General features: G+C 65.3%; 24 protein-coding genes. 15 read left to right on the top strand and 9 right to left on the bottom strand.

The features are described from left to right. Window positions 1-4: 4 nt before the first annotated feature. Window positions 5-1,108, bottom strand: coding sequence for a GTP pyrophosphokinase (locus ACSBOX_RS21075; RefSeq protein WP_442544204.1), 1,104 nt, complete (start codon window positions 1,106-1,108; stop codon window positions 5-7). 152 nt (window positions 1,109-1,260) lie between these two features. Between ACSBOX_RS21075 and ACSBOX_RS21070 the strand changes: the two genes are divergently transcribed. From ACSBOX_RS21070 to ACSBOX_RS21045, 6 genes are all read left to right on the top strand, one after another. Further along, window positions 1,261-2,073, top strand: a complete 813-nt coding sequence (locus ACSBOX_RS21070; RefSeq protein WP_442544203.1) for an alpha/beta hydrolase — start codon at window positions 1,261-1,263, stop codon at window positions 2,071-2,073. Between the two features lie 69 nt (window positions 2,074-2,142). After that, window positions 2,143-3,111 carry a carbohydrate kinase family protein gene (locus tag ACSBOX_RS21065; protein ID WP_442544202.1) on the top strand — a complete coding sequence of 323 codons (969 nt, stop codon included), beginning with the start codon at window positions 2,143-2,145 and terminating at the stop codon, window positions 3,109-3,111. Next, complete coding sequence (locus ACSBOX_RS21060) at window positions 3,108-3,632, top strand: YbhB/YbcL family Raf kinase inhibitor-like protein (protein ID WP_442544201.1); 525 nt, start codon at window positions 3,108-3,110, stop codon at window positions 3,630-3,632. Before ACSBOX_RS21065 ends, ACSBOX_RS21060 begins: the two co-directional genes overlap by 4 nt. 46 nt (window positions 3,633-3,678) lie before the next feature. Next, the gene (locus tag ACSBOX_RS21055; RefSeq protein ID WP_442544200.1) at window positions 3,679-4,488 is read left to right on the top strand and encodes an HAD family hydrolase; all 810 of its coding nucleotides are present in this window, start codon (window positions 3,679-3,681) and stop codon (window positions 4,486-4,488) included. Window positions 4,489-4,671: 183 nt separating this feature from the next. Beyond that, on the top strand, window positions 4,672-4,827 hold the full coding sequence (locus ACSBOX_RS21050; protein WP_345448310.1) for a hypothetical protein: 156 nt from the start codon (window positions 4,672-4,674) through the stop codon (window positions 4,825-4,827). 44 nt (window positions 4,828-4,871) lie between these two features. Further along, window positions 4,872-5,651 (top strand): glycerophosphodiester phosphodiesterase family protein, encoded by a 780-nt coding sequence (locus ACSBOX_RS21045; protein ID WP_442546082.1) that lies wholly within the window; start codon window positions 4,872-4,874, stop codon window positions 5,649-5,651. Here ACSBOX_RS21045 and ACSBOX_RS21040 read toward each other — a convergent pair. After that, window positions 5,593-6,864 carry an RNA polymerase sigma factor gene (locus tag ACSBOX_RS21040; protein ID WP_442544199.1) on the bottom strand — a complete coding sequence of 424 codons (1,272 nt, stop codon included), beginning with the start codon at window positions 6,862-6,864 and terminating at the stop codon, window positions 5,593-5,595. The genes ACSBOX_RS21045 and ACSBOX_RS21040 overlap by 59 nt on opposite strands. A gap of 7 nt (window positions 6,865-6,871) precedes the next feature. Continuing rightward, a complete protein-coding gene (locus tag ACSBOX_RS21035) occupies window positions 6,872-7,222 on the bottom strand; it encodes a YciI family protein (protein ID WP_442544198.1) in 351 nt (116 codons plus the stop codon). A gap of 132 nt (window positions 7,223-7,354) precedes the next feature. Here ACSBOX_RS21035 and ACSBOX_RS21030 point away from each other — a divergent pair, with 132 nt between their 5' ends. After that, window positions 7,355-8,497, top strand: coding sequence for a glycerate kinase (locus tag ACSBOX_RS21030; RefSeq protein ID WP_442544197.1), 1,143 nt, complete (start codon window positions 7,355-7,357; stop codon window positions 8,495-8,497). A gap of 60 nt (window positions 8,498-8,557) precedes the next feature. Next, window positions 8,558-9,004, top strand: coding sequence for a GatB/YqeY domain-containing protein (locus ACSBOX_RS21025; RefSeq protein WP_442544196.1), 447 nt, complete (start codon window positions 8,558-8,560; stop codon window positions 9,002-9,004). On the opposite strand, the gene ACSBOX_RS21020 is transcribed toward ACSBOX_RS21025, so the two are convergent. Beyond that, window positions 8,896-10,224, bottom strand: a complete 1,329-nt coding sequence (locus ACSBOX_RS21020) for a uracil-xanthine permease family protein (protein ID WP_442544195.1) — start codon at window positions 10,222-10,224, stop codon at window positions 8,896-8,898. The two genes, ACSBOX_RS21025 and ACSBOX_RS21020, sit on opposite strands and share 109 nt — an antisense overlap. 188 nt (window positions 10,225-10,412) lie before the next feature. On the opposite strand from ACSBOX_RS21020, the gene ACSBOX_RS21015 reads away from it, so the two are divergent. Both ACSBOX_RS21015 and ACSBOX_RS21010 read left to right on the top strand, forming a co-directional pair. After that, window positions 10,413-11,018, top strand: coding sequence for a malonic semialdehyde reductase (locus tag ACSBOX_RS21015; protein ID WP_442544194.1), 606 nt, complete (start codon window positions 10,413-10,415; stop codon window positions 11,016-11,018). Between the two features lie 298 nt (window positions 11,019-11,316). Continuing rightward, complete coding sequence (locus ACSBOX_RS21010) at window positions 11,317-11,817, top strand: 2'-5' RNA ligase family protein (protein WP_442544193.1); 501 nt, start codon at window positions 11,317-11,319, stop codon at window positions 11,815-11,817. Between the two features lie 6 nt (window positions 11,818-11,823). Here the strand turns inward: ACSBOX_RS21010 and pgm are convergent, their stop codons facing one another. Continuing rightward, window positions 11,824-13,488 (bottom strand): phosphoglucomutase (alpha-D-glucose-1,6-bisphosphate-dependent), encoded by a 1,665-nt coding sequence (pgm, locus tag ACSBOX_RS21005; RefSeq protein WP_442544192.1) that lies wholly within the window; start codon window positions 13,486-13,488, stop codon window positions 11,824-11,826. A 208-nt stretch (window positions 13,489-13,696) separates the two neighbouring features. Here pgm and ACSBOX_RS21000 point away from each other — a divergent pair, with 208 nt between their 5' ends. After that, window positions 13,697-14,344 (top strand): DUF4190 domain-containing protein, encoded by a 648-nt coding sequence (locus tag ACSBOX_RS21000; RefSeq protein WP_442544191.1) that lies wholly within the window; start codon window positions 13,697-13,699, stop codon window positions 14,342-14,344. A 93-nt stretch (window positions 14,345-14,437) separates the two neighbouring features. Here the strand turns inward: ACSBOX_RS21000 and ACSBOX_RS20995 are convergent, their stop codons facing one another. The 3 genes from ACSBOX_RS20995 to ACSBOX_RS20985 are packed head-to-tail and all read right to left on the bottom strand — an operon-like array spanning window position 14,438 to window position 18,165. Further along, window positions 14,438-15,916, bottom strand: coding sequence for a peptide MFS transporter (locus ACSBOX_RS20995; protein WP_442546081.1), 1,479 nt, complete (start codon window positions 15,914-15,916; stop codon window positions 14,438-14,440). A gap of 49 nt (window positions 15,917-15,965) precedes the next feature. After that, on the bottom strand, window positions 15,966-17,423 hold the full coding sequence (locus ACSBOX_RS20990) for an amidase (protein WP_442544190.1): 1,458 nt from the start codon (window positions 17,421-17,423) through the stop codon (window positions 15,966-15,968). Next, the gene (locus ACSBOX_RS20985; RefSeq protein WP_442544189.1) at window positions 17,416-18,165 is read right to left on the bottom strand and encodes a Type 1 glutamine amidotransferase-like domain-containing protein; all 750 of its coding nucleotides are present in this window, start codon (window positions 18,163-18,165) and stop codon (window positions 17,416-17,418) included. The genes ACSBOX_RS20990 and ACSBOX_RS20985 overlap by 8 nt, the downstream gene beginning before the upstream one ends. Window positions 18,166-18,354: 189 nt before the next feature. Here ACSBOX_RS20985 and ACSBOX_RS20980 point away from each other — a divergent pair, with 189 nt between their 5' ends. The 3 genes from ACSBOX_RS20980 (at window position 18,355) to ACSBOX_RS20970 (ending at window position 20,039) form a co-directional block, all read left to right on the top strand. Then, window positions 18,355-18,681: a rhodanese-like domain-containing protein gene (locus ACSBOX_RS20980; protein ID WP_442544188.1), complete on the top strand. Its 327-nt coding sequence runs from the start codon at window positions 18,355-18,357 to the stop codon at window positions 18,679-18,681. A gap of 31 nt (window positions 18,682-18,712) precedes the next feature. After that, window positions 18,713-19,660, top strand: a complete 948-nt coding sequence (gene pheA, locus ACSBOX_RS20975; protein ID WP_442544187.1) for a prephenate dehydratase — start codon at window positions 18,713-18,715, stop codon at window positions 19,658-19,660. Between the two features lie 130 nt (window positions 19,661-19,790). Then, window positions 19,791-20,039, top strand: a complete 249-nt coding sequence (locus ACSBOX_RS20970) for a hypothetical protein (RefSeq protein WP_442544186.1) — start codon at window positions 19,791-19,793, stop codon at window positions 20,037-20,039. Window positions 20,040-20,066: 27 nt separating this feature from the next. On the opposite strand, the gene ACSBOX_RS20965 is transcribed toward ACSBOX_RS20970, so the two are convergent. Continuing rightward, window positions 20,067-21,113 (bottom strand): diacylglycerol/lipid kinase family protein, encoded by a 1,047-nt coding sequence (locus ACSBOX_RS20965; protein WP_442544185.1) that lies wholly within the window; start codon window positions 21,111-21,113, stop codon window positions 20,067-20,069. A gap of 111 nt (window positions 21,114-21,224) precedes the next feature. Here ACSBOX_RS20965 and serS point away from each other — a divergent pair, with 111 nt between their 5' ends. Beyond that, window positions 21,225-22,505, top strand: coding sequence for a serine--tRNA ligase (serS, locus tag ACSBOX_RS20960; RefSeq protein WP_442544184.1), 1,281 nt, complete (start codon window positions 21,225-21,227; stop codon window positions 22,503-22,505). Window positions 22,506-22,579 lie beyond the last annotated feature (74 nt).

Here is a 22,579-nt window from a genome sequence, read left to right as displayed (position 1 = left end):
ATCCTTAGCTGTTGGTCAGGCGGTACCGCTCAATCTGCTTGAGACGCCGCTGGAGGCTGTCCCGCCGGGGGTGGGGGACGACGTCGGGCGCCTCAGCGGTGAGGTCGATGTGTTCAGTGCCGTACTGCCACAGCAGGAGGTCATCCAGGAGGCGGTCCGGTCCGGGGGAGTAACGGTGGTCCAGGGCTTTGCGGACCTCGGTGATCCGGTTGGCGCTGAGGAGTCCGGCGAGTTCCACGGTCTTGTTCAGTCCGTGGGCCGCAAGGAGCTCCGCAGCCCAACCCCAGTCGTCATCAACTTTACGGTCAACGTGCGGAAGCAGCGTTCGCCAGACGTCCCGCACACGGTTGGGCGTGAGCGGCATGGAACCTTCGCCATCGAGATCCCAGTAGCCGCGGACTTCCTCGTAGCGTTCGTGGAGGTCGGCGAAGGCGCTCTCCACCGTTTCCAGCATGGCGGCGGTGGCGGTGAACTGCCGGTCGAAATGCGGCGTCCAGGCGCGCGGATCCTCGGCCTTGAAACGGATGTCGTGCTCGATCTCGCTCCAGGCGTGCGCGAAAACCGTACGGATCTGGCATTCGAAGAAGTAGCTGCCGTTCGGCGGGATGTCCGGATTGAAGACCTGCTGGTAGGCCTTCACGGACTCGTTCTGGATGGTGCGGAGGATAAGGTGCCGGCTCGAATATCCGTAGGTACCGGACTCGATGGAACCGATGTCCTTCTCAAGGTCGCCGCGGCAATCGAAAAGCTGGCGCTGGCGTTTGATCAAGTTGGCAACAGCGGCGTTCTCGGCCGGAAGCTTGGTGATGACGCGCAGTCCCACCATGTCGTTCAGGGTTCGGAACGGGTCCGGGAACTTCAGCACCCGCGGCCCGCCCTCCAGGGGCACCTCGGTGCGGGAGATCTTTTCCCGGAAGGATTCGACCGTCTTGGTGCGTCCCGTGACGAAGAGCGGCACGGCCTCGCTGTTCTTGAGCATGTCCCGCAGGGTCAACAGGACGTCCCGGGTGACGAGTTTCAGGGCAGGCCGAACGCGTTCGTAGAGTTCCACATTCGCTTGTACTGATTCGCGCAGCTGAGGATCCAAGCTGTCCCAATTGCTAGCCATGCCTCCAGCTTACGGCGGGGGGCCGACAGTGCAGCGGAGCCGGACCGGGCCGCATGCCGGTTCCGGACTTAAGCCGGTGTCCGCGCGGAAACCGCGACGGCTCCCGCTCCGCGTCGCTCCTCCGCGATAGGCTCGGCACAAAGGAGGACACGATGAAGCGGCACAAGTACTACTACGGCCAGCACTCCAGCCAATGGGGCGAGCTGTTCGTACCAGACAATTCGCTCCAGCCACACCGCAGCAGACCCGACGGCGTGGTGGTGGTGATCCACGGAGGCTACTGGCGCTCCCAGTACGGCGCGGAACTCGGCGAGCCGATTGCGCGGGACCTCGCGGCGCACGGAATAGCGGCCTGGAACCTTGAATACCGGAGGGCAGGAAACGGCGGCGGCTGGCCGCATACGTTCGAAGATGTCCTCGACGGGATCGACCACCTGGGCGAGATCGCCAGCAAGCATGAGCTCAACCTGAGCAAAGTAGTGGCGCTGGGACACTCGGCGGGCGGCCATCTGGCGGTCTGGGCCGCCGGGCGGGACAAGCTTTCCAAGATCGGCGCGGCGGACGCCGACCGGCAGCTCCATCGGCATGACAACGGCGCGGCAGTGCAGCTTACCGGCGTCGTGAGCCAGTCGGGCCTGCTGAACCTGGCGGATGCCGAGCGGCTCAACCTGAGCAACGGCGCCGTCGACAACCTGATGGGTGGGGATTCGGTGAGATTCCCCAAACGGCATATCTACGCGGACCCCATGAGTTCGCTCCCCATCGCCGTCCCGGTATTTGCAGTCCACGCCGCCGCGGACGAGGACGTCCCGTGCAGCCAGTCCGAGGCTTATGTTGCCGCGGCCACTGCTTCCGGGGGCGCGGCCCAGTTCCTCAAGGTGCCTGGCGACCATTTCGACCTGATCGACCCCAGGGCGGTTGCGTACAAGAAGTGCCGGGAGTTGGTGCAGCGGCTGCTGGTGTGACGGTTTGCCGGGAAAGTCACCGGCTGTCATCGAGAGACGCACACCACGTCCGCGTGGCAGAGTTGTCCCATGCTGACAGTCATAGGTGAAGCGCTGGTTGATGTCGTCCAGCGTTCCTCGGGAATCGACGCCCACGTGGGCGGAAGTCCGCTCAACGTTGCCGTGGGCCTGGCCAGGCTGGACCATGCAGTCCAGTTCATCGGCCGCTTCGGCAAGGACGCCTATGGCGACTCGATCGCGGCCCATCTGCGCTCCAGTTCCGTCATGGTTCCGCTGCCGCCGGACGAGAGTCCCACGAGCGTAGCCACCGCTTTGATCGACGACGACGGCGCTGCCAGCTACACGTTCGACCTCGCCTGGGAGCTTCCCGGCCTCGCCGCGCGCTTGCCTTTCATGCTTCAGGGGACATCGCTCCTGCACACGGGCTCGATTGCCACCATGTTGGCGCCGGGAGCAGCGGAAGTCCTTGCCGCCGTCGAGCATGCCCATCCGAACGCGACCATCAGCTTCGATCCCAACTGCAGGCCCAGCATCATCAAGGATCGCGACTATGCGCGGGCCCAGGTGGAGCGTTTCGTGGCGCTTGCCGACGTGGTCAAGGCCTCCGACGAGGACCTTGAGTGGCTCTATCCCGGTGTCGATGTCTTGGAATCGGCCCGGCGCTGGTTGAGCCTGGGCGGCAGTGGCGGACCCGCCGTCGTGGTGGTCACGCGAGGCGCGGCTGGACCCTGGGGCGTTACCGCAGCGGGCGAGGCCCACGTGGCTGCCCCGAAGGTGGAGGTGGCGGATACCGTGGGCGCGGGCGATTCCTTCATGGCCGCGCTCCTCTCGGGCATCGTTGACCGCGGGCTGGCCGGGGCCCAAAACCGGGAAGAGCTGCACGCCATGCCAGCCGAAGTGCTCGACGGGATCCTCAACCATGCAGCGCGCGCCGCGGCAATCACGGTCTCCCGGCCGGGCGCGAATCCGCCCACCAGGGCCGAGCTCAACGCCTCGGGCGTCCCGGAGGCCGAACCAAGCATCGAAAGGCAGCCATGAGTTACGCCGACCTTCCCCGCGTCCCATCCTTCAACCTCACCAGCGGCTCGCTGAGGGACGGCGACTCACTCGGCAGCGCCCAGACCAGCAAGCGATTCGGCGTGGCGGGCGGCAAGGACGAATCCCCGCAACTGAGCTGGAACGGAGCCCCTCAGGGAACCAAGGGTTACGTCGTCACCGTCTTCGATCCCGATGCGCCGAGGGCCGGCGGTTACTGGCACTGGGCCGTCGTCGACGTCCCCGTCAGTACCGGCTCCTTGCCTGCAGGCGCCGGCGGTGAGGACGGTTCGCACTTGCCGGGCGGTGCGCTGCAGCTGAAGAACGACGCCGGGTTCCCCGGATACCTGGGTGCCGCGCCTCCGCCCGTGCACGGACCGCACCGGTACATCGTGGCCGTGCACGCGGTGGACGTCGATGAACTGGGGCTCGACGCCGGTGCCTCCACGGAAGCGCTCGTCCGCGCGCTGGCCGCACACACCTTGGGACGGGCCGTCATTACGGGCCACTTCGAGCGGCACTAGCTTTGGGTCGAGATCGACGGCGGCGGCCCCCACGTAGACTGACATAATGCGGCTCGTAGCAAGTGACATTGACGGCACCATCCTGGGACATGACGGCAAGATCAGCAGCCGCACCATCCGCGCGTTCCATGCCTGCCGTGACGCGGGCATCGAGGTGGTGTTCGTGACCGGGCGTCCGCCCCGCTGGCTCTACCCCCTCCGCGAACAGATCGGCCACAGCGGCATCGTTATTTGCTCCAACGGCGCCGTGGTGTGGGACCTTGAAGCGGAAAAGCTGATTTCGGCCAATGCCTTGGGCATCGAGTCCGTGCTCGAAGCCCGCCGGATCATCAAGCAGCTCCGGCCCGACGCCCTGTTCGCGGCCGAAACACTCACGGGATTCCACCTCGAGCCCGGGTTCATCGAGAACGAGACCAGCGAGCTCCTGGCCGAGTTCACCCCCGCTTGGCTCGACGAAACGCTGACCGCGGACGACGCCGTCGTGAAGTTCCTTGCCGTGACGCGCAGCGGCACTCCGGATGATTTCCTCGCAAAGGTTCAGCCCGCCGTCGCGCATCTCGTGGAGACCACCCACTCGGCGCCGCGGACTGCTCTCCTGGAAATGTCGGCACCCGGCATCAACAAAGCCGTCACGCTCGCTGCATATGCGGCGTCCAGGGGCATCGACGCCGCGGATGTGGTGGCTTTCGGCGACATGCCCAACGACGTCGAGATGCTGCGCTGGGCGGGAAACGGTTACGCGATGGCCAGCGGCCACCCTGAGGCGATCAGCGCCGCGGGCCAGCAAGCCCCGCATTTCGACGACGACGGCGTGGCCCAGATCCTTGAGACGAAGCTCGCTTCCCTGCGGGTCTAGCTAACTTCCATTACACAGATTCAGTCCAACTGCCGTTCAACTACCCCCCATAGGCTTTTGCCGTATTCGATGCCGATCACAGGGGACATGATGGCCAAGAGAAAGACGACGGGGTGGCCGGAAGCCCCGGTTCGCCGCGCAGTGCCGGCTGAACATTGGAAGCAGTTGCGCCGTGGGGATCGCGTGAGCGTCAAGCTCGCTCCGGGGTTTGAGAACCCGGGCCAAGTGGATGCCGTGTCGAGCGACCACAGCGTGGTCTGGGTGAACCTCGACGGCGGCCGCGGCCGCACGCTGGTGCACTGCGGCGACGGCGTGGAGATCGTCCCGCAGGAATCCTGACGGCGTCGCGGGCGGCAACGCCGGGTTACGCTACCCGTGTGAGCCTGAACCTGCCCTTCTTCAGTCGCCCGGACGGACAATCCGCTCCGCTTGCCTTCGCGCACCGCGGATTTTCCCCTGACGGATTGGAGAACTCGGCCGCCGCGTTCAGGGCGGCGCTCGAGCTCGGCTTCACGCATCTCGAAACCGATGCCCGCACCACTACCGACGGCGTGGTGCTCCTTTTCCACGACGACACCTTGGACCGCGTCACGGATGCCCATGGCCCCATCTCGAGCCTCAGCGCTGCCGAGATTGCCAAGGCCCGGGTCGGCGGCCGCGAAGCAATTCCCCTCTTGGCAGAGGTCCTGACGGAATTCCCCGAGGCGCGGCTGAACGTCGACGTGAAGGATTGGCATACCGTCAAGGCCCTCGCTGGAGTCATTGACCAACTCGACGCCCACGACCGCGTGCTGATCGCGAGTTTCTCCGACCGACGTCGTAGGGCGGTCCTGCGCCTGCTCCGGCGCCGCACCGCGTCTTCGGCTGGAATTGTTTGCAATGCCGTCTTTACTCTCTTGGGACCGCTTCTTCCCGAGCGCTGGCTCCGGAAGATCCTGCACGACGTCGATGCCCTCCAGGTGCCGGTCCGCTACGGACCCCTGACCGTAGTGACGCCCGGTTTCCTGCGGCGCGCGCACCGGCTTGGGCTCCAGGTCCACGTCTGGACGGTCAACGATTCCGCCGAGATGGCCAGGCTGCTGGAGATGGGCGTGGACGGCCTGGTCACCGACCGTGCGGATCGTCTGAAGTCGGTGCTGCAGAGCCGGGGCCAGTGGTGGTGAGGGTCCGGACCCGCCCTTCGAGGAAGTCCCGCTCGGCGTCGTTATCGGTGCGCTCCTGGGCGGCGCGGTAGGCGGCGACAGCGTCGTCGTCGCGACCCAAGCGCCGGAGCAGATCCGCCCGCACGGCATGGAACAGGTAGTAGTTGCCCAGTTCCAGAACGTCGACGGCGGCAAGCCCCTCGGCAGGTCCTTCCACCTCCGCGAGGGCAACGGCCCTGTTCAAAGCGACCACCGGCGTCGGTTCCATGGCCAGGAGTTGCCCGTACAGGGCCAGGATTTGGCGCCAATCGGTGTCCGTGGGTTGTGCGGCATCACTGTGGACCGCGTTGATGGCCGCTTGCAATTGGTACGGTCCGGGCTGGTTCCTCTTCAAGCATTGCCGCACCAGCAGTTGCCCCTCCGCAGTTTGGTCCGTGTCCCAGAGGCTGCGGTCCTGGTCCGCGAGGAGCACCATGCCGCCGTCGGAAGCTGTCCGGGCGGCGCGGCGGGCGTCGAGGAGGAGCATGAGTGCCAGGAGCCCTTTGGCTTCGGGTTCATCAGGCATGAGGTCCACGATGAGCCTGCCCAGGCGCAAGGCCTCTCGGCAGAGGTCTTCGCGCACCAGCCCCGTGCCCGAGCTTGCCGCGTAGCCTTCGTTGAAGACCAGGTAGACCACGGCCAGCACGGATTTCAAGCGCTCAGGCAACTCGGCCCCGCTCGGTACCCGGTAGGGGATATGGGCGTCGCGGATCTTGCCTTTCGCCCGCACGATGCGCTGGGCCATCGTTGGCTCTGGGACGAGGAAAGCGTGGGCGATCTCGGCGGTGCCGAGCCCGCCCAGGAGCTTGAGGGTAAGGGCCACTTGCGCAGCGCGGCTGAGGGCGGGATGGCAGCAGGTAAATATCAGCCGGAGCTGGTCGTCTTCCACGGTGTCCACCTCTTCGGGTTCATCGCCGCGTTCATCCCCGTGCAGGAGGGCTGCCTGGGCGAGTTTTTCCCTGCCCGATGCCTCGCGGCGGAGCCGGTCGATGGCGCGGTTGCGGGCGGTGGTGATGATCCAGCCCGCTGGGCTTGGCGGCAGCCCGGCATCAGGCCAGCGCGCTACGGCTTCGGTGAAGGCATCCTGGACCGCGTCTTCGGCGGCATCGATGCTGCCCAGAACGCGAACCAGGACCGCGACGGATCGTCCATACTCTTCACGGAATATCTGTCCGATCTCCGAAATATGGACCATGGGGAAACTATTCCCGGTAGCCTGCGAACGGCCGGACCTCGATAGGCAGCGTGGTGGCTTGCGCGGCTTTGCGTCCCCAGCCAAGGGCCACGTCCATGTCCGGGGCTTCGACCACCCACAGGCCGCCCACGTGTTCCTTGGCCTCTGCGAAGGGACCATCCGTGGTGAGTATTTCGCCGTCGTTCACGCGCACCACCGTGGAGGTGCTGGCGGGATGCAGGCCACCCGTGAAAACCCACGCACCGGCGTCGCGCATTTCCTCGTTCAGGACGTCAAGATCGGCCATGATTTTGTTGAGGACTTCGGGTTCCGGGACGGGGCCGTCGGGCTGGTAGATGCTGAGCAGATAGCGTGACATGACTGTTCCTCCTTGGGATGTGGCGCCGGCACCTTGCCCGCGTCTCACCCTCTATACGAACGACGCAGGCTGTTTTCGACATCTCCGCGCACGGATCTGCGAAAAGCTTAGCCCCGCTGGCAGGATGGGGGCATGCGCATCCTGATTGCCCCGGACAAGTTCAAAGGTTCCCTCACTGCCGCCGAAGCAGCCTCCGCGATGGCCGAAGGGGCATTGCGTGTCTATCCCGATGCCGTGGTGACACAGTTTCCCATCGCCGACGGGGGCGAAGGAACACTGGAAGCAGCCGTGGCGGCAGGCTACGAAGAGCGGATCAACGCCGTCGTCGGCCCCATTCTCAAGCCGGTAGGCGCCGCGTGGGCCATCCGGAAGAATGCCTTCGGCGGAGCCACGGCGGTGATCGAAACTGCCCAAGCGTCCGGGCTGGCACACATGGAGCCGACGCCGGACAACGCCCTGCGCGCCCACAGCTACGGTTGCGGCCAGCTTATCGCCGCGGCCCTCGACGCCGGAGCCACCGAGATTGTGCTCGGCGTGGGCGGTTCCGCGATGTCCGACGGCGGCAGCGGCGCCCTGCGCGCGCTCGGACTGAAGCCGCTGGATGCGGCCGGAAATGTGGTTCCCCTCGGTGGCGGCTCGCTCGCCGACGTCGTCTCCCTCGACGTCTCCGGGCTGGATCCGCGCCTGACCGCGGTGAGGTTCCGGATCGCCGTCGACGTCCAGAACCCGCTCTTCGGCAGCGACGGCGCTGCGCATGTTTTCGGCCCGCAGAAGGGCGCGGACGAAGACGCGGTGGAACTGCTCGACGCCGGCCTGCGCAATTGGGCATCGCTGCTACGGGAAGCGGCCGGACAGGACGTCAACGTTCCCGGCGCCGGAGCGGCTGGCGGATTCCCGGCGTCGTTCCTGGCCTTCACCCAAGCGACACTGGAAGGCGGGTTCGCCCTCGTGGCCGGACTCACCGGTCTTCCCGAACAGCTCGGCGGCGCGGACTTGGTGATCACCGGCGAAGGATCGATGGACTCGCAATCCCTGACCGGCAAGGCACCCATCGCATTGGCAGATTCCGCTCACGGGCAGGGCATTCCGGTTATTGTGGTAGCCGGCAGGATCCTGGTGACCCCGGAAGAGCTGGCGGGCCACGGAGTGGTTGCCGCGGCGCAGCTGCTCGACGTCGCGCAGCGTCGCGATGGCGTGCCGGACGTCGCCGACGCCGTGGCCAACGCAGCCAAGTACCTCGCGTGGGTCACGAGCCAGGTGCTGGAAGGCGCCTAGCTCCCTGCCCACCACGGGACATGCCCCCTGTTGGCCACGAGGAATGGACATAGTGCGAATATGCCCATTACTCGATGCCAAGAGGGGGCATGCTCAGCGGGGCTGCTCGGCGTCGTCGGGCAGGCACCGATCCACCTGGATGACGCCCAGATCACCACAATGCTGCAGAAGGAGGCTTCCCAGTATCACGAAGTCGCCCGGCTTTACGAGGAGGCCGGAGAGTCCGAGCGTGCTGCCACGGAGATCGCGGATGCGGAGGTCATTGAGGCCTATCTGCCGGCACCCCTGACCGCCGCCGACGTCGAGTCAGAACCCTCCCGGGAGCATGCTCCCTGTTCATCACGAGCAATGGACATAGTGCCAATATGTCCATTGCTTGCCGCTGGAAGGGGGCATGCTCAGGGCTTCTTCTTCCCACCCTTGGCCGCCGGCGGAAGTCCCGCCGTCTCCATCTCCGGCTCGGCAACCGTCCCGCGCCAGCGGGCCAGGCCCTTCATGCCGTGGTAGACCGCCAACGCAGCGGCCGAGCCCAGGGCGATGCCCGTGAACTTCAGTTCGCCGATGGTCCACGTGTAATCCGCGATCCCGATAATCAGTGCGACGGCGGCCGTGGTCAGGTTGATCGGGTTGGAGAAGTTGACCTTGTTCTGCACCCAGATCTTCACGCCCAGGACGCCGATCATCCCGTAGAGCATGGTCGCGGCACCGCCCAGCACGCCGGCGGGAACGGTGGCAATGAGTTCGCCGAACTTGGGCGAGAAACTCAGGAGGATGGCGAAGGCGCCGGCAACCCAATAGGCCGCGGTCGAGTAGACCTTCGTGGCTGCCATGACGCCGATGTTCTCGGCATAGGTTGTGGTGCCCGAGCCGCCGCCGAATCCGGCGAGGACCGTCGCGACGCCGTCGGCCATCAACGCGCGGCCTGAGACGTCGTCGAGGTTGCGTCCAGTCATCGCAGCCACGGACTTCACGTGCCCCACGTTCTCGGCCACCAGCACCAAGACAACCGGCACGAACAAGCCCACGACGCCGAGGTGGAACTCCGGAGTCTGGAAGTGCGGCAGGCCGATCCACGACGCCGCGTCCATCTTGGAGTAGTCCACTTCGCCGCGCGTCATGGCGGTGAGGTAGCCCACCACCACGCCCACCAGGATGCTCAGGCGGCCCAGAATGCCGCGGAACAGGACGCTCACCAGGATGATCGTCACCAGTGTCACGAGGGCAGTGACGGGGGCCTTGTCGAAGTTGGCTTTTGCTGCCGGCGCCAAGTTGAGGCCGATCAGGGCGACGATTGCGCCCGTGACGATAGGCGGCATGGTCCGGTTGATCCACTCAGCGCCGAACTTCTGCACCACCGCGCCGACAAGAGCCAGTACGACGCCGGCAAGCACCACTCCGCCGAGCGCGCCGGGAACGCCGAACTGCTGCTGCGACGCCAGGATGGGGGCGATGAAGGCAAAGCTCGAGCCGAGGTAGCTCGGCACGCGGCCCTTCGTGATGACCAGGAACAACAGGGTGCCGATGCCGGAAAAAAGCAGAGTGGTGGCCGGCGGCATGCCCGTGATGATGGGCACCAGGAAGGTGGCTCCGAACATCGCGACGACGTGCTGCATGCCGACGCCGATCGTCAACGGCCACGCCAGCCGTTCCTCGGGTGCTACCACGTGGCCCGGCCGGATCGTCTTGCCGTCGCCGTGCAGCTTCCATTTGGTTCCGAGCATGCTCATCTACGGGAGCCTTCCCTGAAAGTTGTGATTGTCCGGGTGCAACCTTACCGCCCGGACGGCCTGCCGATTCCGCTGTGTGGAACGTCACGTGGCTTCTTGGGAAGAGGCGGGGGGTAGTTGAAGTTGCAACGATGGAAAGCATAAGCGCCCGGCCGTCGATGGCTGCGGGCACAGCGAAAGGTACGCGAATGACGATCGCCCACGAAGAAGCAGTGATTGACGCCGCAGCAGTCGACGCCATCTTTGCCGAAGCCCGCACTGCCAACTCCTTTGCAGGCGAGGTTTCCGAGGAGCAAGCACAGGCCATCTACGAACTGACCAAGTTCGGCCCGACGGCTTTCAACTCCCAGCCGCTGCGCGTCACCTACGTCCGTTCGGACGAGGCCCGTACCAAGCTCGTCGAGACCCTCTCTCCGGGCAACAAGGCCAAGACCGCCTCTGCTCCGCTCGTCGCAGTGCTCTCCTACGACACCGCCTGGCACGAGCAGTGGGACAAGTTCCTGCCCGTCTACTCCGCCCCGAAGGCCATGTACGACGCCAACCCCGAGTTCACCGCCACCACGGGCAACAACAACGCCCACCTGCAGGCCGGCTACTTCATCCTCGCGGTCCGCTCCCTCGGTTTCGCCGCCGGCCCCATGACCGGTGCCGACTTCGCTGCGATCGACGCCGAGTTCTTCCCCGCCGGTGACCAGAAGAGCTTCCTCGTGGTCAACATCGGCCAGCCGGGTCCCGACGCCTTCGGCGAAGCCAAGCCGAAGTTCGCCTACGAGGACGTCGTCCGCACCGTCTAACCCCCGCTCACCTTTAGCGCCTTTTTCGCCAACGCCCGCTCACCACTGTGAGCGGGCGTTCGCGCTTAGGGCGGTATATCTGAGCGGGCGTTGGGGTTTATGGCGGCATATGTGATGGAGGGTTTACGGTTTTGTGCCGATATGTGAGCGAGGGTTTTCCCCGACCGACGCTCGCTCACGTATCGCGTCATTTTCGCGAACGCCCGCTCACCACTGTGAGCGGGCGTCGGTGTTTGGGCGCACATATGTGAGCGGGGGTCCTGTGGGAGGGAGGACGCTGCGGTGGCAAAATTTCCTTATGCGGAACCTGATTCTGGTGGCGTTCGTCGAAGCCGTGGCTGACGACATGGTTTTCCCGCGCAGCGACTGGCCGCTGCACATCACCCTGTTGAGGTTCGACGTCGAGCCCTCCGAAGATGACGACGTCGCCGGGCGCCTCAGCGAGCTTGTCGCCGCACCCGCGAGGGGCGCCCTAGGGGCGGAGCTCACCGTGGGACCCGACGCCGGATTCGGTCACCAGGGGTCCATTCCGGTCAGCCTCCTGGAGCACCATCCCCTTTTGCAGGGCCTCCACGAGGAATTGTTCGACGCCGTGGCAAGCGTCGGAGGGCGCGTGGCGACCCCGCGTTACGTCATGGAGCACTACCGCCCGCACATCTCGCATCACGATGGCAAGCGCCCCATGCCGGGTGACGCCGTCGTGCTCGACCGGATCGCGCTGGTGGACATGGCGCCGGAAGGCAACCACACCATTCGCCGAATCCTCAAGCTGTGGCGCCTGCCGGCGGAGCCAAACTAGCGCGTGCTAGGAAATCACGCCGTCCACGAGCGCCTTGGCCTCTTCCTGGACCTGCTTGAGGTGGTCGGCACCCTTGAAGGACTCGGCGTAGATCTTGTAGACATCCTCGGTGCCCGACGGGCGGGCCGCGAACCAGGCGTTCTCGGTGACCACCTTGAGGCCGCCGATTGATGCGCCGTTGCCGGGAGCCTCGGTCAGCTTGGCGGTGATTTCCTCGCCGGCCAGCGTGGTGGCGGTGACGTCCGACGACGAGAGCTTGCCGAGTGCGGCCTTCTGCTCCCGCGTGGCGGCAGCGTCGATCCGCGCGTAGACGGGCGCGCCGAACTGGTCCGTGAGGCCCTTGTACAGCTGGGACGGGGACTTGCCGGTGACTGCCGTGATCTCCGATGCCAGGAGCGCCAACAGGATGCCGTCCTTGTCGGTGGTCCAGACGCTTCCATCGCGCTTGTTGAAGGAGGCGCCCGCGGATTCTTCGCCACCGAAGGCACCCTCGCCGGAGAGCAGGCCGGGGACGAACCATTTGAAGCCCACGGGCACTTCCACGAGCTTGCGGCCCAGTCCAGCAGCCACGCGGTCAATGATGGAGGAGGAGACGAGGGTCTTGCCGACCACGGACTCCGGATTCCAGCCTGTGCGGTTGCGGTAGAGGTAGTCGATCGCGACGGCGAGATAGTGGTTCGGGTTCATCAAGCCGCCGTCCGGCGTCACGATTCCGTGGCGGTCGGCGTCGGCGTCGTTTCCGGTGGCGACGTCGAAGGTGCCCGTGCCGGCCGAGGCGCTGTCCGACATCCGCTTGATGAGCGAGGCCATGGCCGACGGCGAGGAGCAGTCCATGCGGATCTTCTCGTCCCAGTCGAGGGTCATGAAGGCCCACTGCGGGTCGACGGTGGGGTTGACCACGGTCAGGTCGAGCTGGTGACGCTCCCCGATTTCACCCCAGTAGTCCACCGAGGCGCCGCCCATGGGGTCCGCGCCGATGCGCACGCCGGCGGTGCGGATGGCATCAAGGTCCAGGACGGACGGGAGGTCGTCCACGTAGCTGCTCAGGAAATCGAACTTGCCCGTGCCATCCGCTTTGAGCGCGTCGTTCAACGGAATCCGCTTGACGCCGGGCAACCCGTTTTCCAGGAGCTCGTTGGCGCGGTTGGCGATCCAGCCTGTGGCATCCGTATCGGCGGGGCCGCCGTGCGGGGGGTTGTACTTGAATCCGCCGTCAGCCGGAGGGTTGTGGCTCGGAGTGACCACGATGCCGTCGGCCTGGGGCTGCCCGGGCCCTGCCTCGTTGTTGTACTTCAGGATCGCGTGGCTCAGGGCCGGCGTGGGCGTGTAGCCGTGGCGGGCGTCGATCAGGACGTTGACGCCGTTGGCGGCGAGAACCTCAAGGGCGGAATTCTGCGCTGGTTCGCTGAGCCCGTGGGTGTCCTTGGCCAGGAAGAGTGGGCCGGTGATGCCCTGCCCGGCGCGGTATTCCACAATCGCCTGGGTGATGGCGAGGATATGCCCTTCATTGAAGGAGGCCTTGAGGCTCGACCCTCGATGCCCGGAGGTGCCGAAGGCGACGCGTTGCGCGGGATCACCAAGATCCGGCGTCACGTCGTAGTACGCGTCAAGAAGAGCGGTGATGTCTACAAGGTCCTGGGGAAGGGCAACAGTGCCCGCACGGCTAGCCATTGACCCAGCATGCCAGACCGTCCGGTGAGCTTGAAGAGAAAACCCACTATTGCGGTGCCTGTGACTTCGTATTTCCGCTTGGCCGACGAAGATTCACCGCCCGTTCACCGGAGTGCGGCATGGGCCTGGGCAGCCCGGACTCCCTCAGCTTATGCGCGCGTTCGCTCGGCGGTAGGCTGGGCACAAATACTCGCAAGGGGGATATTCCATGACCGACCAGCCAGCTAAACCCGAGAACGCTCCCGAGGGCGATGAACCGCCCAAGGGATACGAACCGCCGTCGTACATTCCGCCTGCGCCCCAACCGGGCGAGAATCCGTATGGTGAAAACCAGCGAGGCGCGCAGCCGTTCGCTTCGCCGGCGGCTTCCGGCCCCTACGGCCAGCCGCAGCCGCAGCCGCAGGAACCGTACGGCCAGCCGCAGCAACCGTACGGCCAGCCGCAGGGCGGCCCGGCCCAATACGGCCAGCCCGCCTACGGACAGCAGCCTGCCAGCCCCTACGGACAGCCTGCCTCGCCCTATGCACAGGCTCCGCAGGGCCAGCCACCGTACGGGCAGCCAGCCAGCCCCTACGGCCAGCCCGCTTACTATGGCATGCCCGCCGAGCCCAAGGGCCTGAGTATTGCGAGCATGTGCTGCGGGATCGCGGTCTTCGTGGGCTTTGGCTTCTTTGTCCTGCCGCAGATTGCCGCCGTGATTCTCGGCCACATGGCCCTCAAGAAGGAACCAGCCGGCAAGGGCATGGCTATTGCGGGCCTTGTGATGGGGTATCTGGGCATTGTCCTAGTGACCATATTCTGGGTCTTCATCGGGATTTTTGCCGCCACGGCTTCGCGCTACAACTACAACTACTAGCAACGACGACGGCGGCCGGTGCGCTTGGCGGGAAACCCACCGAACGCACCGGCCGCCGTCGCGGTCTAGCTCGATTACATGACTAGTACGTGACTAGCGGACGCCGCCCATCAATTTCTTGATGGCAGGCGCGCCGGCAGCCAAGGCCACAGCGATGACCACGGCCGTGCCGCCGACGCCCAAGAAGTACGGCAGTTCGTTGTCAGGGTTGTACAGCCCGGCGAGGATGCCGGCCAGCGCGGTGCCGAGGGACACCGAGAGGAAGAACAAGGCCACCATCTGGGTGTGGAAGGCCTTGGGAGCCAGCTTGGTGCTCACGGACAGGCCGATCGGGGACAGGAACAACTCTGCCAAGGTGAAAAGGAACAGGATTCCCACGAGCGCAAGCAGGGGGGTCTTCCCGGCGCCGGACAACGGGATGAATGCCAGGAATGCCAGGCCCATGACGAAGAGTCCGGCAGCGAACTTGATAGGGGATCCCGGCTGCTTCGGACCGAGTTTTGTCCAGAGGGCAGCCATGACGCCTGCAAAGACGATGATGAATACAGGGTTGATGGACTGTACCCAGGCTGCCGGCATTTCCCAGCCGAAGAGGTTGCGGTCCAGTTTCTCCTCCGAGTACACAGCAATGAACGTGAACTGCTGCTGGAAGAGGGCCCAGAACGCTGCCGACGCGATGTAGAGCGGAATGAACGCGACAACACGCTTGCGCTCGAACGGCGTGACCTTCTTGCTTCGGAAGATCAGCGTGAAATAGATCACCGAGGCGACGATGGCCGCGTAGGCCATGCTCTTGGCCAGGTTGCCGGGGTTCACCACGCCGGTCATCAGCAGCACGGCGATCACGATGGCGATGCCGAAGAAGATGAGCCCGTAACGGCTCCGCTGTGCGGAGGGGAGGGGGTTCGGGACGCGGTGGGCGCCTTCCGGGAGCTTGTTTCGGCCGAGCGCGTAAATGACCAGGCCGATCGCCATGCCGACTGCGGCTGCGCCGAAGCCCCAGTGGAAGCCGCTGCTTTCCTGCAGCCAGCCGGTAACGAGCGGTCCAATGAGGGCGCCCGCGTTGATGCCCATGTAGAAGATGGAGAAGCCGGCGTCACGGCGTTCGTCCTTCTCGCCGTAAAGGGTGCCCACCAGCGCTGTTGCGTTGGCTTTGAGGCCACCGGATCCGATGCCAACCAGCACCAGGCCTGCCACCAGGCCCGGGATACCGGGGAGGAGGGCAAGTGCGATGTGGCCGGCCATGATCATGATGGCGGAACCGAAAAGTACCCGTTCCGAGCCGAAAAGCCGGTCCGCCAACCATGCGCCCAGGATCGTGGAGAGGTATACGCCTCCGCCGTACGCGCCAACCAGTCCGGCGGCGAGCGATTTGTCGATCGAGAGTCCGCCGTGGTCCGCGGTGAAGTACATGTAGTAAAGCAGGATTCCCTGCATGCCGTAGAAGGAGAAACGCTCCCACATTTCTACGGAGAAGAGGCTGGCCAGCATCTTTGGGTGGCCGAAAAATGACGTATCGCCCGCGTTTTTGGCGGGCGTCCGCGTGTCAAGAGTTGTGCTCATCTGATCCATGGTGACATTGACTGAGCGCATTGTCACATTTTTTAGATGCCTCAGGCAACTATCCGCCGGCGATAGGTGCCGGTTTTTGCTGCAGTTCAAGCTGTCTTGCGAGCCGCAGGAGCAGTAGCTCGGAGCCCGGTTTCCCGATGAGCTGGATCCCCATCGGAAGCCCCGTTCCAGGGGTTGGGCCGGTCCAATGAACGGGCACCGTGACCGCCGGCAGGCCGCACACGTTCACCATGGAGGACCACGGCGCAAACTCGCATTGCTTGCGGTAGTCGTCGTCTGCGTCGCCCGGCCAGTCGGGAGCCGGCCATTGCTCGCCTCCGGGCATGGAGCCGGTGAACCAGCCCACGGGGCGTGGAGTCTGTGCCAGTGACGGTGTCAGAACGATGTCCCATTGTGCATACTGGACCACCGTGTCGTGGGTGAACTGCCGCAGGAAACCGAGGGCTTCGTTGACCTTGGCGGCGCTCCGTTGTTGTGCCCGACGCCGGAAGGTCCGGGTCAGCGGGGTCAGCAGGGCTTCGCGCTGCGGCAGGATCCGGGCGCTCCCGACGCCGGCAGTCCAGGCGGTGGTGAATGCTTCCGGATAGCGGTTGTCGTACCGGATCCCGGCGTCGAGTACCGAGTGGCCCGCTCCAGTGAGTAGTTCGACGCCCTTGGCGAGGGCATCCAGGGCCTCCTGCTCCGGGGCAAAGGGAAATGCGGTGGACCAGGGGCTGTCCAGGCTCGCGCCGATGCGCAAGGGGGCCGGCGTTTCCTCGAGCCCGGCAAGGTAGCCCCCTTCCGGCCGGATTCCGTGCGGTACCAAGGCATCCATCATGAGCGCGGCATCGGGGGCGGAGCGCGCCAACGGTCCAGCCACCACCAAGCGTGCCGCGTCCCCCACGCTTTCGCCGGCTGGCACCAGGCCCCGGCCCGGCTTGAACCCCAACAGTCCGCATGCCGCAGCGGGAATACGTATGGACCCGCCGCCGTCGCTCCCGGGCGCAAAGGGAACCAAACCCGCCGCAACTGCGGCGGCGCTGCCCCCCGATGAGCCGCCGGAGCTGCGGCTCAATGCGTATGGGTTGCGCGACGGCGGTGCGATGCGGTTCTCGCTGTAGGCCGTGAGTCCGAATTCCGGAACCTGGGTCTTGCCCAGTGAGATGGCACCGGCGCCTCTGAGTGCCGCGGCAAGGGCGCCGTCTTCGGGGGCAGGCTTGCGGTCAAGAGCTCCGCTGCCGTGGGTGGTCACGATTCCCGCAACATCGGCGAGGTCTTTGAAGGCCAGCGGCACGCCGTGAAGAAGGGGGAGACCGGGGCCTCCGCTGTGCCTGCGAACGTACGCTTCGTCGGCGGCCCGGGCGTCCAACATGGCCCGGTCCGCGGTCACAGTGACGAAGGCGCCCAGCGTATGGTTCTGTTGTTCGATCCGCGCAAGGAAGTGTTCCGCAACCTGAGCGGCCGAGAGTTGACCGGTGTCCAGGGCTTGGCGCAACTGGACCGCGCCGAGTTCGTGGATGTCAGCCAAGGAAGCGGGACTCCAGGCGCTCCTCGACGGCAACGGCCCCGCCGTCGGGCGCTTCGCCGGGTGCCGCCGTGACACGATAGGCGGCCTTGCCCTTGACCTCGGCAACCACGTCCACGAGTTCCGTGCCCCTGTAAACCAGCCCGACGCCGTCGTCGGTGCAGTGTGTTTCCCCCAGCACGCCCTCTGCCACAAGCTGGTGGATCAGCGGGCGGCGGCCAGGTTCGGAGTCATAGTGGACACCGTTGGCGTAGGGGAGGAAGCCCAGTCCGTTGGTCACGGCACGCAATTCAGGGCCGTAGGAGTCGGTTGTGCCGCCCTGGAACCAACAAATCGAGCCCGCGGACACTCCGGCCAGCACCACACCCTGTTCCCAGACGCGCCGCAAAATGCCGTCCAGCCCGTGGGCGCGCCAGACGGCCAGAAGATTGACCACGGAACCACCATTGACCCACACGACGTCCTGTTCCAAGAGGTACGCCTCCGGATCGCCGTAATTGGGCATTGTGAAGAGGTTCAGGTGGCTGAAATCGAAGCCCGAAACCCGGGCGGCCTGGTCCAGTTCAGCGGCGAACCAACGCTGGTCTCCGGACGCCGTGCCAAGGTGCGCCACCCGCGGCGCGCGTCCGCTCACCCCGGAAAGTTCGACGGCGTGGTGAACCAGGAGGTCGAACTCCATCCTGGTGCGATGACCGGACTTATACCCGCCGGAGGTTGCCAGGATGGTGGGCTCGCCAGCCGCCATGTGGCCTCCTTCTTGCCTCGAGCGTTCCCGGTCGCCGCAACGGCGAACATTTAGCGACAACACTAGTGCCGCGATGACGCAGTGAGGAAGTACCGTAACCTGCCGCGCCGCACAGGTCCCGGCGATGATAGCGACGGGCTCCGGTATTAGGGTTGATTTGGAGATCTGAATCAACTGGAAGGAACTCACGTGAGCGATTTCGAGACGGTGCCTGTCGGCGATGTTCCGGCCGACGCGAAAATCTTGGATGTCCGGGAGGACTACGAATGGGTGGCGGGCCACGCCGAGGGCGCGCTGCACATCCCGCTTGACCAGATCCCGGCCCGCCTTGACGAACTTGACCCTGACGATGACCTCTATGTCATCTGCCGTACGGGCGGACGGTCCTTCCGGGCGGTTCAGTGGCTGGTGGGGCAGGGCTACACCGCCACCAACATCGCCGGAGGCATGGACATGTGGTTTGAGACCGGCCGCCCGATGGTTTCGGAGAACGGCCTCAAGCCGGTCGTCCTGTAGTCACAACGCATAACATCTAAGGAATATATACATGTCGGCATCCGCGCTCACCTATACCTTCCTCGGCCCGGAAGGCACCTTCACCGAGGCTGCGCTCCTGCAAGTCCCCGGCGCGGCCGATGCCAACAGGGTGCCTTGCACCAATGTGAACACGGCATTGGAGAGGGTTCGCCAGGGTGAAGCGGACGCAGCCATGGTGCCGATCGAGAACTCGGTGGAAGGCGGCGTGACCGCCACCTTGGATGCCATTGCCACCGGAACCGAGCTGAGGATCATCCGTGAAGCCCTCGTTCCCATCACGTTCGTGTTGGTTGCCCGCCCCGGCGTGAAGATCTCGGATATCCGCCGGATCTCCACGCACGGCCATGCCTGGGCCCAGTGCCGGCTGTGGGTCGACGAAAATATCCCGAACGCGGAATATGTGCCGGGATCCTCCACCGCGGCAGCCGCCGTCGGGCTCCTCGAAGGCGATGCGCACTATGACGCCGCCATCTGCGCCCCCCTCGTCGCGGCCGAACGCCCGGGCCTGAACATCCTTGCGGAGAACATCGGTGACAACCCCGGCGCAGTGACCCGCTTCGTCCTGGTCAGCCGTCCTGGTGCATTGACTGAGCGCACCGGCGCGGACAAGACCACCGTCGTCGTGCCCCTGCCCGAGGACCGCCCCGGCGCCCTGATGGAAATCCTTGACCAGTTTGCCACCCGCGGAGTCAACCTCAGCCGCATCGAGTCCAGGCCCACCGGCCAGTACCTGGGCCATTACTTCTTCAGCATCGACGCCGACGGCCACGCCTCGGACGCGCGGGTGGCCGATGCCCTGGCGGGCCTCCACCGGATCAGCCCGGCCACGCGCTTCCTGGGGTCCTATGCGCGGGCGGACGAGCAGAAGGCCTTGGTCGCTCCGCATACCTCCGACGCTGCGTTCGCCTCCGCACATGACTGGGTTCGCCGTATTCTGAGTGGCGAACCGGGCGCTTGACCGGCCTGAATCCGCTCCCGCAAAGCGTTGGATAATTGACTCTTCAACCCCTATCGCGTGGATAAAACTGTGCGTATGCTTGCTTGATCCACAATTGATGGACGCATGCCCCTAACGGAGGGAGCGGGCCATGTCAGGAAATAGCAATGACACCAGCGGCCAGGGAATGATCGTCAACCCCAAGCCCAAGGCGGACAACCAGGACTGGGACGGCGACGACGCCGACCGGGCCGATCGGCTGCGCTTTGAGGAAGAACAGGCCATGATTCGCGAGCAATCGGAAGCGCGCGCGGCTGCCAAGGCCTTGGCAGAACACAAATTGGCAGAACACAAGCTGGCCGAAGACACAGCAAAGGAAGCAGCGAAGAACGCCAAATAGCGCGACGCGCTATTGCGCGGGCATGAATTACTGCACGCGCACGAGGAGGGAACGCGGCTCCACCTTGACGGTGACTTTCGTGGCCTCGCCCGAGGGATCGCCGTCAAGTTGTGTGGCCATCGGCTCGTTGCTGCTGATGACCACTTTGCCTGAACGGTAGTAATTCATGACCGGCAGGTTCCGGTTGTGCTTGAACAAGATCTTGGCGTACACCGCAATCCAGCCGATGGCGCTGCGGGGGCTCATGACAACAACGTCCAGGACCCCGTCGTCGATCATGGCACCGGGGATGAAGTCGATGCCCCCCGGGATCAGGCCGCAGTTGGCAAACAAGACGCTTCGGATTTTCCGGGACTGCTCGGGCTCGTCGTCCATGGCAATGGAGACCCTTTTGCGCCGGCCGGGAAGGTGGCGGACGCCCGCCTCGGTGTAGGCCAGCCAGCCGACTGCCTTTTTGAGACCGTCGTTGGTATCGCCCACAACCTCGGCATCCAGCCCCATGCCGGCGATCACCAGGAACGCATGCTCGGAAGAGGCGCCTGTCCGCTCGTTGTGGATAGCCATTCGGGCGGTGTCGATGTAGCGCTGGTGTCCGAAGAGTGCCGTGTGGACGTTGCCGCGCAGGTCGTTGACATCCAGATTCACGTTGCGTGCCAAGAGATTTCCGGTTCCCAGGGGGATCAAGCCCATCGCCACGTTGGTGTGCGCGAGGGCCTCAGCCACGACGCGCACGGTACCGTCGCCGCCGCCGACAAGTACGACGTCGGGCCTGTACGCCAGAGCCGCCTTGGCTTGCGAATGGCCAGGATCGTCCGCGGTGGTGTCGAAGAAACGGGGCTCGTCCCAGCCCGCAAGATGGCAGGCATCCCGGATGATCCGCCGCGCATCCTCGGCTTTCGTCTTCACCGGGTTGAGGATCACGGCAACCCTTTGCAAACCGGCGTCGGGCTTGTGCACGGCTTCGTGCACGGCGCTGCGGGTATGCCTGGCCCTGAGCCGGCGCACGCCCCACCAACTGGAGACGGCAAAGACCACGCCCCCAGCCAGAATCACGTACAGGATCCAGTTGCTCATGGTGCTTCAACCCTATCCCGCGGAAGGTGCGGCGGCGCACGGCGGCAGGGGGTGCCTGCCGCCGTCGGACGCTGGCCGCGGAGCTCCGTGCTGATTCGATACTCTTGTCTGGTGATCGACGTAAAAGACCTCAGCGAAAACCCGGACAAGTTCCGTGCCAGCCAGCGCGCCCGCGGCGCCGACGAGTCCGTGGTGGACGCGATCATTTCCGCCGATGCAGACCGCCGAGCGGCACTGATCCGCTACGAAAACCTCCGTGCGGAGCAGAACGTCTTCGGCAAGAAGGTGGCACAGGCCAAGGGCGAGGAAAAGCAGGCGCTGCTCGCCGAGGTCAAGGAACTGGCCAACTCGGTCAAGGCTGCTTCTGCCGAAGCCGATGCCGCCCAGGCCAAGCAGGAAGAACTGCTCCGCGTCATCCCCAACCTGATTGTGGATGGCGTGCCCGAGGGTGGCGAGGACGACTTCGTGGTGGTCAAGACGGTCGGCACACCGCGCGAATTCCCTGACTTCGAACCACGGGACCACCTTGAAATCGGCGAACTCATCGGCGCGATCGACATGGAACGCGGCGCCAAGGTGTCCGGCGCGCGCTTCTACTTCCTCCGCGGCGTCGGCGCCCGCCTGGAGATGGCACTGCTGCAGATGGCCATGGACCAAGCAATAGAGGCCGGCTTCGTGCCGATGATCACCCCCACTTTGGTGCGTCCGGAGACCATGCAGGGGACCGGTTTCGATGTAAAGCACGACGCCGAGATCTACCGTCTCGCTGAAGACGACCTCTACCTCGTGGGAACCTCGGAAGTGGCCCTCGCCGGCTACCACGCGGACGAAATCCTCGACTTGTCCGCCGGTCCCATCCGTTACGCCGGGCAGAGTTCCTGCTACCGCCGCGAGGCAGGCTCGCACGGCAAGGACACCCGCGGCATCATCCGCGTCCACCAGTTCAACAAGGTGGAGATGTTCATCTACACCACGGTTGAAGAAGCCGCTGCCGAGCACGAGCGCCTCCTGGCATGGGAAGAGGAAATGCTTGCGAAGGTGGAACTCCCGTACCGCGTGATCGACACCGCCGCAGGCGATCTCGGCATGTCCGCGGCCCGGAAGTTCGACTGCGAAGCCTGGGTCCCCACCCAGAACGCGTATCGCGAGCTCACCTCGACGTCCAACTGCACCACCTTCCAGGCCCGTCGCCTCAACATCCGTGAGCGTGCGATCAATGAGGACGGCGTTGCGAAGGGCACCCGCGCCGTCGCCACGCTGAACGGCACGCTGGCCACCACCCGCTGGATCGTGGCCATCCTGGAGCACCACCAGAACCCGGATGGCTCCGTGAACGTCCCCAAGGCACTCCAGAAGTACATCGGAGGGCTCGAGGTGCTGCCGGTCCTGTAGCCCGCGGAATGCCGTAGCCCCCGGTCGGCAGGGGCGGGCCGGTCGGCGGGAGCGGGCCTCCCTTGGCGATTCCC

It is taken from the genome of Arthrobacter sp. KN11-1C (genome assembly GCF_052180225.1).
GTDB lineage: Bacteria > Actinomycetota > Actinomycetes > Actinomycetales > Micrococcaceae > Arthrobacter.
This window is presented reverse-complemented; position numbering and strand designations above follow the sequence as displayed.